Genomic DNA, 18,459 nt, shown 5'->3' with positions numbered 1-18,459 from the left:
CATCCCATTCCCACGCCGTCCACGTCCATCACGGTCGGGGGACCAGCACCTCGCCGGTGAGGCTGGAGGACACGAGGACATATGCAGCCCAGCGGCTACGTGGCAGATCCCAGCGGCTACGCGACCTACGATCCGGACCGGCCCGCGCTGGTCATGGCCCGCGGTCGGCAGGTCATCACCTATGGCGCGCTCAACGAGCGGTCCGCCCGGCTGGCCCGGCTCCTGAGTGACCGAGGGCTGGTCGCCGGCGACGTCGTCGCGCTGCTGGCGGAGAACCATCCGCGGTTCATGGAGGTGCTGTGGGCGGCGGTGCGCTCGGGCCTGTATCTGACGGCCATCAACCGCTACGGCACCGCTGAGGAGATCGCCTACATCCTGCGCGACTCGGGGGCCGGCGCGCTGGTGACGACGGCGACGCTCGCCGCGACCGCGGTTCCCGCGGCACGTGAGGTGCCGGACTGTGCTGTCCGTCTGATGATCGACGGCGTCCGGGAGGGCGCCGACGGCGGCGGCGCCGACGGGTTCGAGGCCTACGAGGCCGCGATCGCCGCGGTGCCCGCCGAGAGCCCGGAGCGGCCGGTGCTGGGCGAGCTGATGCTCTACTCCTCGGGCACGACGGGGCGGCCGAAGGGGATCRAACGGCCGCTGCAGGAGCTGGACGGCAGCGTGCCCATCGTGGCGAAGGGCGCACGGATGTGCCGCAGCCTCGCCGGCATGAACGAGCGCTCGGTGTATCTGTGCCCGGCGCCGCTCTACCACGCGGCCCCGCTCGGCTGGGTGCGCGGAGCACACGAGCTGGGCGCCACCGTGGTGATCATGGAGAAGTTCGACGCCCGGGAGATGCTCGAGGTGATCGAGCGGGAGCGGGTCACCCACCTGCAGGCGGTGCCGACGATGTTCGTCCGGCTGCTGAAGCTCCCGGAGGAGATCCGCCGGCGATACGACCTGTCCAGCCTGCAGCGGGTCCTGCACGCCGGAGCGCCGTGCCCGGTGCCGGTGAAGCGGCAGATCATCGACTGGTTCGGCCCGATCGTGACCGAGTACTACTCCGGCACCGAGGGCGCCGGCATGACGGTGATCTCGTCGGCGGAGTGGCTCGAACGCCCCGGGTCGGTCGGCCGGGCGTCACTGGGCAGGATCCGCGTCTGCGGCCCGGACGGTGCCGAGCTGCCCGCCGGTGAGACGGGCTCGATCTACTTCGAACGCGAGGACACCGTGTTCGAGTACCACAACGACGCGGAGAAGACGCTGTCGGCCCGCCACCCCGAGCACGCCAACTGGCTGTCGCTGGGGGACATGGGCTACGTCGACGAGGACGGATACCTCTACCTCACCGACCGCAGCGCGTTCACCATCATCTCGGGCGGGGTGAACATCTACCCGGCGGAGATCGAGGCCTGCCTCACGATCCACCCGGACGTCGAGGACGTGGCCGTCTTCGGGTTGCCCGATCCGGAGATGGGCGAGTACGTGCAGGCGGTCGTCCAGCCCGTCGCGGGGGCGGAGCCGACACCGGAGCTGGCCGAACGGCTGCGCGCCCATGTCCGGGCGCACCTCGCCGGGCCGAAGGTGCCGCGGGTCGTCGACTTCGCGGCGGAGCTGCCGCGGCTGCCGACCGGAAAGCTCTACAAGGTCCCGCTCCGCCAGCAGTACCTCGACCGCCTGGCCGCGGTGCCACCGGCCGCGGTGCCACCGGGCGCGGTGCCACCGGCCGCGCAGGCCGGGTCGCCGGCGCCGGCGCCGACCGAAGACGTCAAAGAAGACCACGAAGTGGAGGAGAGCGGTGAGCGTGCGTAACGAGCTCTACATCGACGGGCGCTGGACCGCCCCGGCCGGCACCGAGGTGTTCGAGGTGATCTCCGCCGGCAGCGAGGAGGTCATCGGCTCGGTGCCGGTGGGGCAGCGCGCGGACATCGACCGGGCCGTCGCCGCCGCCCGCGCCGCCTTCGACTCCGGGCCGTGGCCCCGGCTGGACCCGTCCGAGCGCGGCGCGGCACTGGGCCGGCTGTCGAAGGCGCTGCAGGCGCGCTCCGAGGAACTCGCCGTCACGATCAGCCAGGAGAACGGCACCCCCGTCGCCGCCGCCCGGCTGGCGCAGGTGCTGATGGCGACGATGACGCTGGACTACTACGCGGGCCTCGCCCCCGAGATCGCCTTCACCGAGACCAGGGCGGGAATGCTCGGGCCGACCGTCGTCCGGCGGCGCCCGGTGGGGGTCGTGGGCGCGATCGTGGCCTGGAACGTGCCGCTTTACCTGAGCGCGCTCAAGCTGGGCCCGGCGCTGCTCGCCGGCTGCACCGTCGTGCTCAAGCCGGCGCCGGACGCCCCGCTGTCCCTGCAGATCCTCGCCGACGCCGCTGCGGACGCCGACCTGCCACCCGGTGTGCTCAACGTCGTCCCGGCCGACCGGGACGTCAGCGAGTACCTGGTGACCCACCCGGGCGTCGACAAGATCTCGTTCACCGGCAGCACCGCGGCCGGCCGGCGCATCGCCTCGCTGTGCGGGGAGCTGCTGCGCCCGGTGAGCCTGGAGCTCGGCGGCAAGGGCGCGGCACTCGTGCTCCCGGACGCGGACCTCGGCCGTGCGCTGCCCGGGATCCTGCAGTACGGATTCATGCTCAACGGGCAGGCCTGCGTCGCGCAGACCCGCATCCTGGCACCCCGTGACCGCCACGCCGAGCTGGTCGAGGGCCTGCTCGCGGCGGTCGGCGCGCTGAAGGTCGGTGATCCGCTGGACGAGGCCACCGGGCTCGGGCCGCTGGCCAGCGCCCGGCAGCGGGACCGGGTCGAGGAGTACATCGGGATCGGCCGGGACGAGGGCGCCACGCTGGCCCTCGGCGGCGGCCGGCCTGCCGGGCAGGCGCGCGGCTTCTTCGTCGAACCGACCGTCTTCACCGACGTCGACCCGGCGATGCGGATCGCCCAGGAGGAGATCTTCGGCCCGGTGCTGACCGTCATCCCCTACGACACGGTGGACGACGCGGTCGCGATCGCCAACGGCACCCGCTACGGGCTGGGCGGCACGATCTGGACGTCCGACGTCGAGGCGGGCTACGCCCTGGCCGACCGGATCGACGTCGGCGTGCTCGGCGTCAACATGTTCATGCTCGACAACGTCGCGCCGTTCGGTGGGGTCAAGGATTCCGGGATCGGCCGTGAGCTGGGCCCGGAGGCACTCGCGGCCTACCTGACCTACCAGACCGTCAACCTGCCGGCCGGTTCCACCGCGCCAGGAGCGTGAGATGACAACGCAGACCACCGAAACGACGGCGACCACGGGCCAGCTCACCGAGCTCGGCTTCTACACCCTGGCCGGGCACAGCGGGAGCCCGCGCGACCTGGTCGGCGAGGTGCGCCAGGCCGAGGAGCTGGGCCTGGGCGCCGCGTTCATCTCGGAACGGTTCTCCACCAAGGACGCGGCCACCCTGTCCGGCGCCGCCGGAGCGGTCAGCGACACGATCGGCATCGCGACCGCCGCGACGAACCACAACACCCGCCACCCGATCGTCACCGCGACGATGGCGACCACGATGCACCGGCTGACCGGCGGCCGGTTCGCGCTCGGCCTCGGCCGCGGCTTCGACGGCCTGTTCAAGGCGCTCGGCCTGGCGCCGATCACCGGCGCGCAGATCGAGGACGTCGTCGCGCTGCTGCGCCGGCTGTGGAAGGGCGAGATGGTGCTCGGCCACGACGGCCCGGCCGGCAAGTTCCCCTATCTGCACCAGGACCGGGACTTCGACGAGGACATCCCGATCCTCATCGCCGCGCTCGGCACCCGCACCCTGGAGCTCGCCGGCCGCTGCCTCGACGCGGTCGTGCTGCACACCTTCTACTCGGACGCCGCCGTCACCGAGGCGCTCGCCGCCGTCGCGCGGGGAGCGAAATCGGTGGGGCGGGACCCGGCCGAGGTGCGGGTGTGGTCGGTGCTCGCCACCGTCTCCGACGAGATCCCCGAGGACCGGCGGCTGCTCAAGACCATCGGTCGGCTCGCCTCCTACCTGCAGGGCTACGGCGACCTGATGGTGCGGGTCAACGACTGGGACCCGGCGGTGCTGGAGCGTTTCCGGGCCGACACGTTCGTCCGCGGATTCAAGGGCGCCTTCGACGCGAAGGCGACCACCGCCGAGCTCGAGCATCTCGCCACGCTGATCCCGGCGGAGTGGATCGCGACCAGCGCGACCGGCAGCCCGTGGCAGTGCGCCGACGCCGTCGCCCGCCAGTTCGACCTGGGTGTGACGGGCGTGATCATGCACGGCGCGACGCCGACGGAGCTCACCTCGGTGGTGGACGCGTACCGCGGGATCCGTCCACCGGCCGTCCGTGACCTGCCGGCGAACCCCGGGCGGGTCGCATGACCGGAGACGTTCGCGCACCAGCCGCACCAGCCGCACCAGCCGCACCCGCAGCCGCGTCCGGGCACGCGGCGGTCCTGGGTGGCAGCCCCGGGATCGTCGACGACCCGGCCGAGATCACTCCGGCCTRGATGACCGACGTCCTGCGGGCGGGCGGTCTCGACGCCGAGGTGACCGGGGTGCGGTTCGAGCCGGTCGGCACCGGCCAGACGGCCGTGAGCTACCGCTTCCACCTCGACGGACGTGGGGCGGACGGACGTGGGGCGCCGGCCAGCCTGGTGGTCAAGATGGCCGCCGGTGCGCCGGACGTCCGTCGGCGGCTGCGATCCGCCTACCGCAACGAGGTCGGTTTCTACGCCTACTTCGCGCACCGGGCGGCGATCCGGACGCCCCGCTGCTGGTACGCCGCGGTCAGCGACGACCTGCTGCGGTTCACCCTGGTGCTCGACGACGCCTGTCCGGCCGAGGCCGGCAGCCAGCTCGACGGCTGCTCGCCGGCGCGGGCGACGATCGCCGTGCGCAACCTCGCGGGCCTGCACGCCCCGTTCTGGAACGCCGAGAACCTGGGCGGGGAGGAGGGCTTCGGGAAGGACGCCCCGCTCGGGAGGGACACGGCCTGGCCGGTCCGCGCGGACGAACGCGGCATGGCCTACCTCGGCAAGGTCGTGACGGCGGCGGCCGCGGAGTTCACCGAGCGGTACCGGGAGCAGCTTGAGCCGGAGGACGCCGAGACGCTGCTGCGCGCGGCGGCTCTCGTCAGCGGCTGGGGCCGGCACACGGCCACCCGCCATTCCCTGATCCACGGGGACTACCGGCTCGACAATCTCCTGTTCACCGGCGACTCGGACGTCCAGGCCGTCGACTGGCAGACGCTGGAGATCGGTTTTCCGGGGCGGGACCTCGCCTACTTCCTGTCCACCGCGCTCGCGCCGGCGCAGCGGCGGGCCCAGGAGGTGGAGCTGGTCGCCGCGTATCACGACCAGCTCGTCGAGTACGGCGTGACCGGCTACTCGGGCGCGGACTGTTTCGAGGACTACCGTCGCGGAATGCTGCAGGGCCCGCTGATCACGATGATCGGCTGCGTGTACGCGAGTGCTCCGCGCACGGACAGCTCCGATCGGATGTTCCTGTCGATGGCCACCAACGCGGCCCGTGCGATTCGCGACCTGGGTGTCCTCGACCTGCTCTCGGCCTCGGCATAAGGCCTTCCGCACCGGAGGTTCACGTGGAAATTCCGTTCGGCTACCGCGGGCGGCGGGTGGTCGTCACCGGCGGTGCCTCCGGCATCGGCGCGGCCCTGCTCGACCTGCTCCAGGATCTCGGCGCCGCCGACATCACCGTGATCGACCGCAATCCTCCGGACGCCAAGGTCGACCATTTCATCGAGGCGGACCTGTCGTCCCAGTCCGGCGTCGACGCGGCCGTGGCCGCGATCGAGGGCCCCGTCCACGTGCTGTTCAACAACGCCGGTGTCGCGGGTACGCAGCCGGCGCCGGTCGTGTTCAGCGTCAACTACCTGGCGGTCCGGCGGCTGACCCAGGAGCTGGCGGCGCAGATGCCGGCGGGCGCGGCCGTCGTCATCACCTCGTCCATGGCCGGCATCGGCTGGCAGGCGCACAAGGACGAGCTGCTCAAGCTGCTGGCGATCGACGACTGGGACGAGGCCCTGACCTGGCTCGACGCCCATCCCGACCTGGCCGCCGACCCGTACGCGCTGTCCAAGGAGTGCACCCAGCTCTACACGCACTACGCGGCGCGCGGGGCCAGCTGGGCGCGGACGCGGATCAACAGCGCCTGCCCCGGCCCGGTCAGCACGCCGCTGCTGAGCGACTTCCGGGTGACGATGACCGACGAGCTCATCGACTGGTCGGTCCGGCAGGGCAACGGGCGGGCGGCCACGCCGGCCGAGGTCGCGCGGATCCTGGCCTTCCTCGGCTCGGACGCCGCCGGCTACCTCAACGGCGTGAACATCCCGGTGGACGCGGGCCTGCAGGCAGCGCTCATCACCGGCCAGACCGACTGAGGTCACCGGCCAGACCGCCTGAGGCGCCAGCACCGAAGCGGCCGGTAACCTAGTATTGACATCGACGTCGACTTTGAAGGGTTGGCGTCGAAGTATCGACCTGAGACAGTGATCGGGAAGCGAGGTGGATCGTGACCAGCCCGGCGACCAAGCCATGGATCTTCGACTTCGACAACCACTACTACGAGGCCGAGGATGCCTTCACGAGATACCAGGACCCCTCGCTGCGCAACCGGGGGGTCCGCTGGGCCGAGGTGAACGGCCGGCGGCGCCTGCTCGTGGGCGGCACCCTCAACTCCTACATCGCCAACCCGACGTTCAACCCCGTCGCGAAGCCTGGCGCGCTGTACGACTGGTACCGGGGCAACCCGCGCCAGCAGCAGATCAAGGACGCGTTCGGTGAGCTGGAGCCGCTGCCCGCCGAGTACCAGGACCGCGCGGCCCGGCTGCGGGTGATGGACGAGCAGGGCCTCGCCGCCATGCTGGTGTTCCCGACCCTCGGTGTCGGCCTCGAGGACGCGCTCAAGCGCGACACCGACGCCGCCGGCAAGGTGTTCCAGGCATTCAACCGGTGGCTCGACGACGACTGGGGCTTCCGCTACGAGAACCGCCTGTTCGCGGTGCCCTACATCCCGCTGCTCGACCCGGTGTTCGCCGCCGAGGAGCTGCGCCGCCTCATCGACGGCGGTGCCCTCGTCGTGAACGTGCGCAACGCGCCGGTGCCGGTGGCCGGCGGCTACCGCTCGCCGTTCGACCCGGTCTACGACCCGTTCTGGGGCCTGGCCGCCGAAGCCGGTGTCGCGGTGGCCACGCACGCCGGCCTGGACGGATACGACGCCCTCGTGCAGATGTGGGAGCCGGGCGGCGAGGAGACCTCGCTGTTCCGCTCGCCGCTGCGCGGCATCGTCACGAAGAGCCGCGCGGTCAGCGACTTCTACGCCGCCGCGGTCTGCCACCGGATCTTCGACCGGTTCCCGGCGCTGCGCTTCGCCAGCGTGGAGAACGGCGCCTCCTGGGTGCCGGAGCTGCTGCACCGCCTCGACGACGCCGCCAACCGCAACCCCGGCTACTTCCGCGACTCCCCGCGGGAGGTGTTCGGCGAGCATGTCTGGATCACCCCCTTCTGGGAGGACGACATCGACACGCTCGTCAAGGACGTCCGGGTCGACCGCCTGCTGCTCGGCTCGGACTGGCCGCACGCCGAGGGCGTGCGTCAGCCTGTGGACTTCCTGGACGAGTCCCTCTCCGGCCTCAGCGAGGCGGACGTCCGGCTGGTCGCCCGTGACAACGCGCTGGCGGTCACCGGAATCAAGCTCGACTGATCTCCGCCTGATCCTTCGCATCTTCGCGGTCCGCCCGGCCTGCCACTGGCAGGCCGGGCGGTGCTGTGCCGGGCCGCCCGGGAGCCCGCGGTCAGCCGGTTGACCGCGGACGAACCGTGGCGGCCAGGTCGGCGTGCAGATCCGCCAGCAGGCGCAGACATTCGTCCGTGGCGTCGAGGACGAGATGATGGTGTGCGTCGGGCACCGTCACGAACGTCGTTCCGGCCGGCAACGCGGCACGGGCGTACGCGGCGACCTCGTCGCTGACGATGAGGCTGTGCCCGGCGCGGACGAACCACACCGGATTCCGCAGCCGCGCCAGGCTCTCCGTAACCCGGTCGTTGTCGATCAGCGGCAGCCCGCGCTGATCGAACTTCCAGGTCCAGCCCTGGGCGGCCGTGCTCGGGCGCACCGCGTACTCGGCGACCGGGCGGACCACCTCGGCGGAGGGCTCCGGCTGCGGCGGGCGCAGCCGGAATCGCGCCGCGGCGACGTCCCGGGTGGGATAGCGGATCTCGCGCCCCGGCGGAAGCGACGCCATCCGAGGCGGCGGCGAGCCGGCCGGCCGGAGCATGGAATCGAACATGACGATCCCGCCGAACCGATCCGGATGATCGGCCCCGGCGACCGCGGCGATCCGGCCGCCCATGCTGTGCCCGACCAGCAGCGCCTGCCGGGAGCCGACCGCGTCGAGCACCGCGATCAGGTCGGCGGTCCAGACGTCGACGCCGTAGCGGTCGCGGTGCCCGCTGTCGCCATGACCGCTGAGGTCGAACCGGATCACCCGCCAGCGTTCCTCCAACGCCGGCAGCATCCGGTACCACCACCCGTGGTGCGCCCGGTAGCCATGCACCAGCACCAGATCGCGGCTTCCCGTCCCGGACACCGCGTAGCGGATCGGCGTGCCGTCGACCAGCACTGTGTCCGGCAGCGCGAAGTCGGACATCCGCGGTCCCTGCGCGGATGTCTCCAACGCGGCCAGCGCCGCCGGCCTGGCGGCAGCCTCGGTCTCGACCCGGCCCACTGCGCTCCCCATCGTGCGTCTCTCGTACCAGCCAGAACCGATCAATTGTCGATCGGCCCGGTCCGCGGGTGCGCTTGGATGTGGCCGGCGTAGCAGGGATGGTCGTCCTGGGCGGCGCGAAGGCCGCCGCGATGTCAGGGCTCAGCGCGTCGGGGCGGCCAGGCCCAGGATCGTGGTGAGCCGGGTACGCATCCGCTGTCTGCGCTGCTCGTAGAAGTCCAGGAACGAGGTGAGGTCGAAAGGCAGGCCGTCGAGATCGTTGTCGGCCTGGTACTGCTTGCGCTTCGCCTCGGTCCAGTGCTTCTCGGCGAGCCAGTCCGCAGGCAGCTTGGCGCTTTTCTCGATGCCGGGAATCTCGGCGAGCAGCTGCAGGTTCGGCAGCCGGTTAACCGCGTCGATGTACGCATCGATCTGGTTCGCCGGGATGCCCGCGTCGGCCAGCCGCTTCTTGGTGAACCGCGACTTCGGGAAGATGTGGTCCTGGTGGAACTGCTTGGACAGGTCGAGGCCCGGGTAGAGCAGCGCGAGGGCCGCGAAGGTCCGCTGACCGCCGTACTTCATTTCCAACAGATCGTCGATCTCGGTCGGGTCGAAGCTCAGGGACTTCCCCAGGGCGGTCATTCCGGTCTCGATCTCCTCGATCGGGAATCCGTCAGCACCATGGTCGTTGATCGTCTGGCGGATCCGGGTCAGCAGCCCGTCGAGGCCCGATCCCCAGATGCCGCGCTTCAGCAGCGAGCGGATGACCCAGCTTTGTACCCGCTCGCGGTCCTCCGCGGCCGCCGCCGACGTCAGGTAGCTGTCCTTCAGCTCGCGGTGCCGCAGATAGTAGGCGATCGGAATGATCACACTGTCGGCGGTCAGAGTACGCGCGTCGAAACCGAAGGCCCGCAGCAGAGCGGCGGCACGCAGGAGCGCGTTCCTCGTCTCCCCCCACTGGCTCTCGACCGTCGCCATCCTGCGCGGGGTGAAGTTGGCGACCTGGAACTTGATGTCTCCGCCCGCGCCCATCAGCGCGGTCTTGAGTGCCACGTCCTTGGAGAAGTCGAAGCGCCGGCCACCGCCTGTGTTCAGCTCCTCGACCAGGCTGCGTACCTCCTCCCGGGCATCGAGATACGTCCACAGGTTGGTGGCCATGGTCAGGAGAAGATCGGAGTGGGACAGCGTCGTACCACCGCTGTTGACCCGGATGAAGATGTCGACGACCTTGTCTGCCTCCTGCGACTTCTCCAGGTAGTAGTTGATCGGTTTCGTTTCGTGCAGGGCGCGGTACAGGTCGTACAGCCGCTCGAACGGTTTCTCATCAGCGCCGAGAACACCTCGCTGCTTGAGCTCGCCGATCAGGGCTGGCCCGCTGTTCGCGAGCGTGAGCGCGCCGCTGACTGGGAACCAGCGGTCCGGAGAGCCGGCGGCCGGCTTCGCCTCCTCCTTGGTGAGGAACCGCAGGTTGTACTCCAGGTCGGACTCGTCGCTTTCCGGGCCCGCGAGCAGGTCGAGGTACAGCATCTTCTTCGGGAAGGCGTTCGGGTTGGACGCTGCCATGTACTTCTTCTTCTCGGCGTGCGTGCCGTAGAACGCGATATTGAGTGCGGTGAGCCGCTGCTGGCCGTCGAGGATGGCTGTGACGCCGTGGCCAGCCGGGACCGCGGCCTTGCTGGCGTACGGATGATCTTGCTCGTGATAGTGCGTGACGAAGTCATAGAAGGTGTAGCTCAGTGCTTCCTGGGGCTCGATCTCCCAGAACAGGAAGGACCCGATCGGGTAGCCGCGCATCAGGCTGTCCACCAGGCGCACGATCTGGCTGGTGTCCCAGACGAACTCCCGCTGGATCGCTGGAAGCAGGTAGTTCTTCTTGTGGATCCCAGCCAGAACCTCGGCCACGGTCACTGGAGTACAAAAGGCCATGCGGGCAACGCTCCCTGGTTTGGTGCATGCGGGGACTAGGCGTGATGACCTGGGTGATCTCCCGTCATCGAACATGACTATGCCGCGTCAGCGAACAGGGCTGCGGGTGTTGTGTGCAAAGCGTTGCCCGCGAGCCCGACTCGATGAGCCTCCATTGATCTTTTGTGGCCGAGGGCTCCTCGGTTGCGCGGACATGCCCGTCCTGGAGAGCTGCGGAGGGCGGGTCGTGGTGCGAGAGGATCGTTGACCGGGATGACTCTCGCCGCTGCCCAACGAATGCCGTTGGGGGTTCGGAGGCCCTTTGGCGCAGGGTGTGGAGTGCGTCAGGCTGGTCAGCTGATTGTGCGCACTGGCGAGCGGGTGTTTGCCGGGTGTGGGGCGGTTCCGCTGAACCGCCCCACACCCGTCGCGGGCCGTCACGGCCGGGCCCGCCGCCGCTGCGGTCAGGGTCTGGGTTGGGTCGGGGTTGTGAGAACTGTCGGTGGTCGGTGTGACGATGCGCGGGCCCGATGAAACGACGACACCCCTGGCCCGGTGATCCTCATGATCGACACTGCCGCTGTCACTCCCGGCGCTCCCACCGACCCCATCCCCACCGACGGCCTCATGCCTACCGGCCCCGATCCGGCAGCCCGTCTCCCGCCCGCCGATCTCCCGACGGACCCCGACGCCGTCCCGGTCGCCGATCTGGAGACCGCGATCTGTCAGTGGGCGGGTCGGATCGCTGCCGCGACCTGCACCTGGCTCGGGCTGCTAGCCGTGTTCGACCGGCGTTCCGGCTGGTCCGGGATCGGGATGCGCTCGTGCGCGCACTGGCTGTCCTGGCGATGTGGACTCAGCCCTCGCACGGCCCGTGAGCACCTCGCGACCGCGCACGCTCTCGAGCGGCTTCCCGCGATCCGGGCCGCGTTCGCCGCGGGAACGCTGTCGTACTCGAAGGTCCGCGCGATCACCCGGGTCGCCCGCCCCGAGACGGAACAGACCTGGCTCAACCACGCCGTGCACTGCACCGCCGGCGCCCTGGAAAATCTGGTCCGTGCCTACCGGCAACGCAGCGCCGATCCCGACGACCGGGCCCGCACCCGGGCCGCCCGCCGGGTGTCCTGGCGCACCGATGAGGACGGCATGGTGCACCTGACCGCGGTCCTCCCGGCAGATGAGGGCGCCCAGCTGATCGCCGCTATCGAAGCCGCCCGCGACAGCCTCACCACCACCGAAACCGGCACCGCGGAAACTGGCACCGCGGAACCCGGCACCACCGAATCCACCACGGAACCGCAACCGGGGCCGGAGTCGGATCGGCAGCGTGACGCCGACGGCCTCGTTGCGCTTGCCGAAAGCTTCCAGCACCACGGCGCCCCGGGACTCGTCCATCCCACCCACACCCTCGTCCTGCACCTCGGCCCCGCCGACCTACGGCCAGACGCAACCGCGACCGGCAGCACCACCCCGGCCACGCTGCCCCCGGCGGTCCTGCAACGCCTCGGCTGCGACAGCCTCGTCCAGGCGATGCTCGTCGATCCGCATGGCAACCCCCTGCGCCTCGGCCGCCGCCACCGTTTCCCCACCAGCCGGCTACGCACCGCTGTCCAGGCCCGTGACCGCGGCACGTGTCAGTACCCGGGCTGCGACCACACCCGATGGCTGAACATCCACCACCTCACCGGCTGGGCCGACGGTGGCCGCACCGACCTCGACAACCTCACCCTCGTCTGCGGCACCCACCACCGCCACCTCCACGACGAAGGCATTGTGCTCCGCAGAACCCCCGACGGCACCATCACCGCCCTGCTCCCCGACGGCCGCACCCTCCTGCCGGCACCACCCGTCACACCCGGGCCCGGCGAACACCCCGCCACCGCACTCGCCAGCGAAACCGGACACGTCGCCCCGCACGCCGTCACCACCCGCGACGGCGGCCGTCTCAACCTCGGCGAATCCCTCTTCGTACTCCTCCAGGACCACCCGGCCGCCTAGCGCGGCGGCGTTAGCCGAGTCCGGGTCGCCCCTTTCGTCTCGGGAGGTCCGGGGAGACATCCTGGCGCGTTGCGAGGGGCGGGTCGGCCCGCTATGGTCAGGAACATTCGGATCGACGTCGATGTCGACATTGATGTCGGGGCCATTGTCCTCAAGGGAGCAGCCATGTCCGTCGACGTCGACCGGCGCGGTCCGGTCATGGTGGTCACCATCAACCGGCCAGAGGCGGCCAACGCGCTCGACGCACCCACCATGTCGGGGCTCGGCCACGCGTTCGAGCAGGCGGAGAAGGACGACGAGGTACGTGCCGTCGTCCTGACCGGTGCGGGTGAGCGGGTCTTCTGCGCGGGCATGGACCTGAAGGCGTTCCTGTCGGGCACCGTCGCCGACATCGACGGTCCCGGGATCGGCATCTTCACCCGGCGGGTGTTCCCGAAGCCGATCATCGGCGCCATCAACGGAACTGCCGTCGGTGGCGGCTTCGAGCTGGCACTGGCCTGTGATCTGCTGGTTGCCGCCGAGACGGCCCGCTTCGGTCTGCCCGAGGTCAAGCGCGGCCTCATCGCCGCGGGCGGGGGCACCCGTCTGCCCCAGCGCATCCCGCTGCCGCTGGCCCTGGAGCTGGGGCTGACCGGTGCTCCGGTCAGCGCCGCCAGGCTGGGGGAGATGGGCCTGGTCAACAGGGTCGTCCCGGTCGCCGAGGTGCTCCCCGTCGCGTTGGAGCTGGCCGACCAGATCGCCGCGAACGGGCCACTGGCGGTGCAGGTCACCAAGGCGATGATGGTCGGCGAGCTGACCGCCGCCGACTGGGACGGCATCGCGGCGACCGTCGCGCCGGTGTTCGGCAGCGAGGACGCCAAGGAGGGGGCCCGCGCCTTCGCCGAGAAGCGCCCGCCGAACTGGGTCGGCCGCTGAGCCACGGCGCTGCGTCCACGTTCCGTCCACCTGCCTGCCTGTCTGTCTGTCACGAGGAGGAGTCGCCGTGTCCGATCCGCGTTGGGGGACCAGGCCGGTTCCCGGCCAGCTGGCGGATCAGTGGCGACGCCGCGGGCTGTGGGACGACACGCCGATGGGCGTGAAGATCGACGCGGCGCTGCGAGCCCACGCCGAGCAGACCGTCCGCATCCACTCCCAGGAACGGCCGTGGGCGGGGACGTTCGGTGACCTGCGTGCGCAGGCGCTGGCCCTGGCAGGAGGGCTGTCGGCGCGTGGCGTGCGGGAGGGGGACGCGGTCGCGTTCCAGCTTCCGAACTGGGTTGAGGCCGCGGCGGCGTTCTACGCCAGCACCTTCCTCGGCGCGGTGGTGGTGCCGATCGTGCACTTCTACGGCCCGAAGGAGGTCGCCTACATCCTGCGCCGGACGGAGGTCACGGCGTTCGTCACGGCCGCCGGCTTCGGCCGCCGTGACTACCTGGACGACCTCGAGGGCGTCTGCGCCACCGCGCCGTCGTTGAAGGTCGTCGGCGTGGTCGGAGCAGGTGACCGGGCGCTGCCCGCCGGCGCGCTCGCGTTCGAGGAGCTCACCGGCGGGCCCGCGCTGGCCGAACCGGCCGCGCCCGACCCCGACGCGCCGGTGCTGGTCGCGTACACGTCCGGCACGACGGCCGACCCGAAGGGCGTCATCCACTCCCACAACACCCTGGGAGCGGAGGCGCGCCAGCTCGGCGCGATGGCCGCCAACGGTGGGCTGCCGTCGCTGACCGGCACACCCGTCGGCCATTTCATGGGAATGATCGGCGCGCTGCTCATCCCGGTTCTGCGGGGCGACTCCGTCGACCTGATCGACGTCTGGGATCCGGCCCGGGTCCTCGCGACGATGCTCGAGTACGGGCTGACGGCCGGCTCGGGCGCGACCTACTTCCTCACCAGCCTGCTCGAACACCCGGACCTGACCGACGAGCATCTGCGCTACCTGCGGTTCGCCGGGCTCGGCGGTGCGGCGGTGCCGGTCGCCGTCACGGAGAAGGCGAAGGCCGCCGGGGTCTCCGTCGTGCGCATGTACGGATCGACGGAGCATCCGTCGATCACCGGGTCGCGCCACGAGCACGACGAGCGGCTGCGTCTGCGCACCGACGGCGTCCCCCTCGACGGCGTCGAGCTGAGGCTGCTGGACGACGAGGGCCAGCCGGCCGCCGTCGGCCAGCCCGGCGAGATCTGGAGCCGCGGCCCGGACTGCTGCATCGGCTACACCGACCCGGCGCTCACCCGCGCCACCTTCGACGCCGACGGCTGGTACCGCACGGAGGACATCGGTGTTCTCGACGCCGACGGCGCCCTGACGATCACCGATCGCAAGAAGGACATCATCATCCGCGGCGGTGAGAACATCAGCGCGGCGGAGGTCGAGGAGCTGCTGCTCAAGACCATGCCCGAGGTCCTGGAGGCGGCGGTGGTGGCGGTACCCGACACCCGCCTCGGGGAGAAGCCGTGCGCGCTGCTGCGCCTGGTACCGGGATCGGCCGTGCGGGACGTCGACGACATCCGCGCGCTGCTGCTCGCCGCGGGCCTCGGACGCCAGAAGCTCCCCGAGTACGTCGAGGTCGTCGAGGACTTCCCCCGCACCTCCACCGGAAAGATCATCAAGGCGCAGATCAGACGGCAGATCGCGCCGCGCTACACCGCGTAGGCCTCCCGCCCGCGCCAGATGTCTCCCGGCCCGCGGGCCGGGAGACATCTGGATGCCTATGCTCGCGGCAGGCCGAGGAGCTGGCGACCGATCAGGCCGCGCATGATCTCCGAGGCGCCGCCGGAGATCGTCAGGGCCCGGCCCCAGAGGAAGTTGTGGTACCAGCGGTCGGCGACCGCCGCCCCGGCCTCGTCGATGGCGACCGACGAGGTGATGATCCCCATCGCGATCTCCGTCAGGGCGACGTTCGTCTCCGTGTAGGCGAGCTTGGCGACCGGGCCGTCGCTGGGATGCTCGTCGTCGACCAGGATCCGCTCCACGGTGTCGCGCACGATGAGCTTCACTTCCTCGACGCGGGCGAGTGCCTCGGCGAGAGTGGCCTGGGTGTCCTCATGCTCCAGCGCGGCGGTGCCGTCGGGGAGCCGGGCGGCGCGGGCCAGCGCGACCAGGTCGTCGAACATGCGCTCCAGCTGCAGGGAGTTCGCGCCGACGAAGGCGCGTTCGGACGCCAGCCCCGAGGTGACGACCTTCCAGCCGCCGTTCACCTCACCGAGCACGTGCTCGGGCCCGAGGCGGACACCGTCCAGGAAGACCTCGCAGAACTCGGCGTAACCGGTCATCTCGCGAATCGGTCGGATCTCGATGCCGGGCAGGTCCATCGGGATGACGAACGCGGTGATGCCGGCGTGCCGGCTCACGGACGGGTCGGTGCGGGCCAGGAGCATGCCCATGTCGGCCCACTGGGCGTCCGTGCTCCAGATCTTCTGACCGGTCACGGTGAACCCGTCCCCGTCCCCGGCTGCGTCCGGCTCCGCGCGGGTGCGCAGGGAGGCGAGGTCGCTGCCGACATCCGGCTCGCTGAACAGCTGGCACCAGACGTGCTCGCCGGCGCGGATACGCGGCAGCAGCTGGGCCTTCTGCTCGTCTGAGCCGAACTCGATGATGGCGTGGCTGGCCAGCATCACCTGGTCGAGCGGCCGGTAGACGTCGCCGCGGATGAGCTCCTCCATCAGCACCAGGTCGTGCTGGGGGAGATGGTCCGCGCGGCCACCCCACTGCACCGGCCAGCCGGCGCCGAGGAATCCGGCCTCGTAGAGGGCCCGCAGCCATCCCCGGATCGCCCGCTCCTCGTTGGCGTCCGCGGGGACCCGAACCCCCTCGCCCTGCATCGGCACGCCGTGCTCGGCGATGAAGGCACGGACCCGGGCGCGGTACTCCTCGAGGTCAGTGCGCATCGGTCCATCCTTCGGTGTCGGCGAGCGAGCGCGCGGCCGCTCGCGGGTTCGCGGCGAGGCGGGCGTCCTGATGTACCCGGCGCTGGTAGAGGTGCAGGCCGTACTCCCAGGTGAAGCCGATGGCGCCGGTCAGCTGGAGCAGGTCGTGCAGGATGTGCCCGGCGCCCGAGCTGACGCTCAGCGAGGCGAGGGCGACGGCCCGCCGGACCCGCTGTGCGTGCTCCTGCGACTGAGACCCCGGCTCGGCGTCGAACTGCCGGGCCGCCTCATGGACGAGCAGCGCCATGCCGCGGACCCGCACGGCGTGGTCGGCGAGCCGGTGCTGGACGGCCTGGAACCCGCCGATCGGCCGGCCGAAGGCCTGACGCTGGCCGGTGTAGGCGACGGTGCGGTCCAGCACCCGCTGGGTGCCGCCGATCGCGTCGGCGGCGAGGAGCAGCTCGTACAGCGCGTCGGCGTGCACCGGCGCGGCGATGCGCTGGCCGCGGCCGGCGGTCACCGTGACGTCCGTGCAGGTCCTGGTGATGTCGAACCCGTGCCGGGACGGTTCGGCGCTCCAGTCGCCAGGGGCGGCCAGGAGCAGCAGCTCGTCGCGGGTGCGGTCGAGCAGCAGCAGCGCGTCGGCGTCGGGGCCGCCGTCGACCAGCTGGGCGGTCCGGCCGTCGGGGCCGAGCCGGCCGAACGCGCAGATGCGTGCCCCGGTCGCGATGTCGTCGAGCAGCCCGCCCACGACCGGATCGCCGCCGGTGCCGGCGGTCTCGGCGGTCTGCGCGGCCTCGGCGAGAGCGTGGGCGCTCGCGGTGAGCCCGGCGAACGGGCTGGGATGCAGGGCGGCTCCGAGCTCCATGGCCGCGGTGACGGCGGCGTCGACCCGCAGGCCGAAGCCTCCTCGGGCCTCCGGAACGCAGAAGCCTGGCAGGCCGAGCTCGGCCAGGGGCTCCCACCGCTCACGCCAGGTGGTCTCGACCGTCGACGGCAGCTCCTGCCAGACGGTCCCCAGGGTCCCGCGCAGGGCGTCGCGTAGCGCGACGATGTCGTCGGAGGCGAAGGTGGTAGTCAGAACGGCGTCAACTCCTGTGCCTTGCCGGCTGCCGAGGCGTACCAATCTCGACATTGGTGTCAACATTGATACTCTTGCGCTCCGACGCCCGCCGTCAAGTCGCGACTCGGACATCTGCTGAAGCGGGTCAGCGACACCGCCCAGAAGATCGCCGACCCTCCGGTCGGCGCCCCGCGGACCGCCTAGCTGGAGGAGGGCGCCGGGGTGCCTCTGGGGCCGAGCCAGCGGCGCAGGAAGGCGCGCAGCTCGGTCGCGGAGCGGGGCTTCTCCGGTGGTGCGACGATCAGGGAAGTGATCATGCGGTGCATGACCTCGACCAGCTCATCGAGCTGGTTGTCGGCATAGCCCATGGCGGCCCAGTCGAGATCGCGGCGCACCAGCGAGACGTTCCGAGCGATCGCCTCGGCGGACACCGCGCCTCGCTCGAAGCGCTCGGAGCGGCCCGCGGTCAGCAGGACGGCGAGGTGTGGTGACCGCGGCAGCTGCTCCACGACGTGCGCGACGACCTCGACGACGTACTCCATCGGGTCCTGGATCGCCGCGAACAGGCCGTCGAGCTCCGTGCGGAAGCCGCGGTGCGCCCGCTCGGTGACGGCGGTGAGCAGCTCGTCGCGGCTCGCGTAGTACCGGTAGACGGTCGGGCGGGTGACGCCGAGCTCCTCGGCGACGTCCGAGACCGACACCTCGGCCGGGCCCCCTCGGTCGAGGCAGGTCACGGCCGCGTCGAGGATCCGCTCACGGGCCTCGTCCTCGCCGGTGGGCGGCGAGCCTCCCCAACCGTGCCGTCTCATCGCCGTCCCTTGACCGTTCCGACTCAGTCCAGCATGCTACGAGAACTGTAACAATACAGAAGAATAGATCATGCATCGTCTGGATGGCATGCTGACGGCATGTCGGCGGTCTTGTGGCACGACAAGCGTCAGCGAGCCTCCCGC

The 18,459-nt window shown here is 71.0% G+C and carries 14 protein-coding genes; 9 read left to right on the top strand and 5 right to left on the bottom strand.

Annotated features, from left to right (window positions below; all coding sequences use genetic code 11):
• The first annotated feature begins 81 nt into the window (after positions 1-81).
• From CcI49_RS34155 to CcI49_RS34130, 6 genes are all read left to right on the top strand, one after another.
• Positions 82-1,797: an acyl-CoA synthetase gene (locus tag CcI49_RS34155; protein WP_076833526.1), complete on the top strand. Its 1,716-nt coding sequence runs from the start codon at positions 82-84 to the stop codon at positions 1,795-1,797.
• The gene (locus tag CcI49_RS34150) at positions 1,784-3,241 is read left to right on the top strand and encodes an aldehyde dehydrogenase (RefSeq protein ID WP_076833524.1); all 1,458 of its coding nucleotides are present in this window, start codon (positions 1,784-1,786) and stop codon (positions 3,239-3,241) included. The genes CcI49_RS34155 and CcI49_RS34150 overlap by 14 nt, the downstream gene beginning before the upstream one ends.
• Position 3,242: 1 nt before the next feature.
• Positions 3,243-4,355, top strand: a complete 1,113-nt coding sequence (locus CcI49_RS34145) for a TIGR03857 family LLM class F420-dependent oxidoreductase (RefSeq protein ID WP_076833522.1) — start codon at positions 3,243-3,245, stop codon at positions 4,353-4,355.
• Positions 4,352-5,554 carry a phosphotransferase gene (locus CcI49_RS34140; RefSeq protein WP_076833520.1) on the top strand — a complete coding sequence of 401 codons (1,203 nt, stop codon included), beginning with the start codon at positions 4,352-4,354 and terminating at the stop codon, positions 5,552-5,554. Before CcI49_RS34145 ends, CcI49_RS34140 begins: the two co-directional genes overlap by 4 nt.
• Before the next feature lie 23 nt (positions 5,555-5,577).
• Entirely contained in the window at positions 5,578-6,375 is a 798-nt protein-coding gene (locus tag CcI49_RS34135) for a coniferyl-alcohol dehydrogenase (protein WP_083749882.1), read from the top strand.
• A 131-nt stretch (positions 6,376-6,506) separates the two neighbouring features.
• Entirely contained in the window at positions 6,507-7,697 is a 1,191-nt protein-coding gene (locus tag CcI49_RS34130; RefSeq protein WP_076833518.1) for an amidohydrolase family protein, read from the top strand.
• A 91-nt stretch (positions 7,698-7,788) separates the two neighbouring features.
• Here the strand turns inward: CcI49_RS34130 and CcI49_RS34125 are convergent, their stop codons facing one another.
• Positions 7,789-8,733 (bottom strand): alpha/beta hydrolase, encoded by a 945-nt coding sequence (locus CcI49_RS34125; protein ID WP_241840395.1) that lies wholly within the window; start codon positions 8,731-8,733, stop codon positions 7,789-7,791.
• 129 nt (positions 8,734-8,862) lie between these two features.
• Positions 8,863-10,626 carry a DUF262 domain-containing protein gene (locus tag CcI49_RS34120; protein ID WP_076833514.1) on the bottom strand — a complete coding sequence of 588 codons (1,764 nt, stop codon included), beginning with the start codon at positions 10,624-10,626 and terminating at the stop codon, positions 8,863-8,865.
• A 543-nt stretch (positions 10,627-11,169) separates the two neighbouring features.
• On the opposite strand from CcI49_RS34120, the gene CcI49_RS34115 reads away from it, so the two are divergent.
• The 3 genes from CcI49_RS34115 to CcI49_RS34105 all read left to right on the top strand — a co-directional run bounded on the left by CcI49_RS34115 (position 11,170) and on the right by CcI49_RS34105 (position 15,229).
• Positions 11,170-12,603, top strand: a complete 1,434-nt coding sequence (locus tag CcI49_RS34115) for an HNH endonuclease signature motif containing protein (protein WP_076833618.1) — start codon at positions 11,170-11,172, stop codon at positions 12,601-12,603.
• Between the two features lie 165 nt (positions 12,604-12,768).
• Complete coding sequence (locus CcI49_RS34110; RefSeq protein ID WP_076833616.1) at positions 12,769-13,518, top strand: crotonase/enoyl-CoA hydratase family protein; 750 nt, start codon at positions 12,769-12,771, stop codon at positions 13,516-13,518.
• Positions 13,519-13,585: 67 nt separating this feature from the next.
• Positions 13,586-15,229 (top strand): AMP-binding protein, encoded by a 1,644-nt coding sequence (locus CcI49_RS34105; protein WP_076833511.1) that lies wholly within the window; start codon positions 13,586-13,588, stop codon positions 15,227-15,229.
• A gap of 56 nt (positions 15,230-15,285) precedes the next feature.
• Here the strand turns inward: CcI49_RS34105 and CcI49_RS34100 are convergent, their stop codons facing one another.
• The 3 genes from CcI49_RS34100 to CcI49_RS34090 form a co-directional block, all read right to left on the bottom strand.
• Positions 15,286-16,464, bottom strand: a complete 1,179-nt coding sequence (locus CcI49_RS34100; RefSeq protein ID WP_076833508.1) for an acyl-CoA dehydrogenase family protein — start codon at positions 16,462-16,464, stop codon at positions 15,286-15,288.
• Positions 16,454-17,578 (bottom strand): acyl-CoA dehydrogenase family protein, encoded by a 1,125-nt coding sequence (locus tag CcI49_RS34095; RefSeq protein ID WP_241840394.1) that lies wholly within the window; start codon positions 17,576-17,578, stop codon positions 16,454-16,456. Before CcI49_RS34095 ends, CcI49_RS34100 begins: the two co-directional genes overlap by 11 nt.
• 128 nt (positions 17,579-17,706) lie before the next feature.
• Positions 17,707-18,315, bottom strand: a complete 609-nt coding sequence (locus CcI49_RS34090) for a TetR/AcrR family transcriptional regulator (protein WP_076833504.1) — start codon at positions 18,313-18,315, stop codon at positions 17,707-17,709.
• Positions 18,316-18,459: the final 144 nt, after the last annotated feature.

Source organism: Frankia sp. CcI49, assembly GCF_001983215.1.
GTDB lineage: Bacteria > Actinomycetota > Actinomycetes > Frankiales > Frankiaceae > Parafrankia > Parafrankia irregularis.
This window is presented reverse-complemented; position numbering and strand designations above follow the sequence as displayed.

Coding starts and splice junctions, on each gene's coding strand:
- CcI49_RS34145 (WP_076833522.1), top strand. CDS start 3,243: ATGACAACGCAGACCACCGAAACGACGGCGACCACGGGCCAGCTCACC.
- CcI49_RS34125 (WP_241840395.1), bottom strand. CDS start 8,733: ATGGGGAGCGCAGTGGGCCGGGTCGAGACCGAGGCTGCCGCCAGGCCG.
- CcI49_RS34120 (WP_076833514.1), bottom strand. CDS start 10,626: ATGGCCTTTTGTACTCCAGTGACCGTGGCCGAGGTTCTGGCTGGGATC.
- CcI49_RS34115 (WP_076833618.1), top strand. CDS start 11,170: ATGATCGACACTGCCGCTGTCACTCCCGGCGCTCCCACCGACCCCATC.
- CcI49_RS34110 (WP_076833616.1), top strand. CDS start 12,769: ATGTCCGTCGACGTCGACCGGCGCGGTCCGGTCATGGTGGTCACCATC.
- CcI49_RS34100 (WP_076833508.1), bottom strand. CDS start 16,464: ATGCGCACTGACCTCGAGGAGTACCGCGCCCGGGTCCGTGCCTTCATC.
- CcI49_RS34095 (WP_241840394.1), bottom strand. CDS start 17,578: ATGTCGAGATTGGTACGCCTCGGCAGCCGGCAAGGCACAGGAGTTGAC.
- CcI49_RS34090 (WP_076833504.1), bottom strand. CDS start 18,315: ATGAGACGGCACGGTTGGGGAGGCTCGCCGCCCACCGGCGAGGACGAG.